A 1,726-nucleotide genomic window follows, 5' to 3' on the forward strand; every position below is an offset into this window, starting at 1 on the left:
AGCACAGAGAAGTAGAAAAATACCAACTGCGTAAGCAGCTAGTTCCAATTCTGGGGGAAGGGGCGATCGCCAGGGCTACAGGCACAACCAAGCTGTTATTTGATGTACCTTATACAAAGTTTAAGAATATAAGGAACGCTGATTGTCAAAAGATGTGAATAAAACAAAAACAGAATAAAGAACTGACAAAATTCCCGCAAGTGAAAATCACACAGCAAACCCAAATATGAGAAAATCTGCTTTCTCCTCAGTTGTTGAGAGTGAAAAACTTGGCACAATAACTATAGACTACGCACTAATAACTAATGACTATGAACCAAAAAGATGTAGTTGTAATTGGTAGTGGTATAGGGGGGTTGAGTTGTGCTGCTGTTTTAGCGCGATATGGGTTTGATGTGACTGTTTGCGAGAGTCATACAATTGCTGGTGGAGCGGCGCACAGTTTTGAACGTCAAGGATTTAAGTTTGATAGTGGCCCTTCTCTTTACTCTGGTTTGTCTTACACTCCTTCGGTTAACCCTTTACGACAAGTGCTAGATGTAATTGGTGTGGATTTGCCATGTGTTACTTACGATACTTGGGGTTGTCGGCTACCAGAAGGTGATTTTGATACATCTGTGGGTACAGAACAGTTTTGTGAAGTGCTAGCAAGGCTGCGAGGTGAAGATGCAGTGTCCGAATGGCGACGCTTGCAAGCGGTGATGACACCACTAACCGCAGCTGCGATCGCTCTCCCTGCATCTGCATTACGTTTAGATGTAGGTGCAGCTTTGACTATCAGTAAATTTGCTCCATCGTTAGCTAAACATACTGCCAATATTCTCAAGTTAACGGGGTCTTTTGACCGGATCGTGAATGGTGTTGTTCATGACCCCTTTATTATTAACTGGTTGAACTTGTTGTGTTTTCTCCTCTCTGGATTACCAGCATCAGGAACTAACGCCGCCGAAGTCGCATTTATGTTTGCGGAGTGGTACAAACCAGGAGTAGCGTTAGATTACCCTGTTGGTGGGAGTGGTGCTTTAGTCAATGCACTGGTGCAAGGGTTAGAAAAACATGGCGGGAAATTAATGTTAGGCTCTCATGTTGAGCAAGTTTTGGTACAAGGTAAACGCGCGGTAGGTGTCAAACTGCGAAATGGGGAAGAAATTCGGGCGCGGCGAGCAGTTGTTTCTAATGCTTCGGTATGGGATACGTTAAAACTATTACCAGAAGGGGCAGTACCAAACAAATTCCGCAGCCAACGCCAAGCCATACCAGAATGTGATAGCTTTATGCACTTACATCTTGGTATTGATGCTCAAGGTTTACCAGCAGATTTAGCTTGTCATTATATTGTGGTTAATGATTGGCAATTGGGCATTACTGCACCGCAAAATGTTGTGGTAGTATCAATACCCTCAATTCTTGACCCATCGCTTGCACCCCCAAGTAAACACGTAATTCACGTTTACACTCCCGGTAATGAACCTTACGCACTTTGGCAAGGGCTAGATAGGAGAAGCCAGGAATATGAGCAACAAAAGCGATCGCGCGCCGAGGTGATGTGGCAAGCTTTAGAACGAATCATCAGCGATATCCGCACCCGTTGCGAAATCACCTTGGTTGGTACACCCCTCACCCACGAACGTTTTTTACGCCGCCATCATGGTTCCTATGGCCCGGCAATTTCTGCTGCTAAAGGTTTGTTTCCTGGTCACGGTACACCTTTAGCGGGGTTGATGTG

1 protein-coding gene is annotated in these 1,726 nt (G+C 45.0%); it reads left to right on the forward strand.

What is annotated here, in order from left to right; genetic code table 11:
• Nucleotides 1–311: 311 nt before the first annotated feature.
• Nucleotides 312–1,726 (forward strand): NAD(P)/FAD-dependent oxidoreductase (locus tag RM368_RS38360; RefSeq protein WP_322698911.1); only part of this gene is annotated, 1,415 nt, incomplete at its 3' end.

Origin of the sequence: Nostoc sp. DedSLP03 (assembly GCF_034530815.1) — a bacterium.
Classification (GTDB): Bacteria; Cyanobacteriota; Cyanobacteriia; order Cyanobacteriales; family Nostocaceae; genus Nostoc.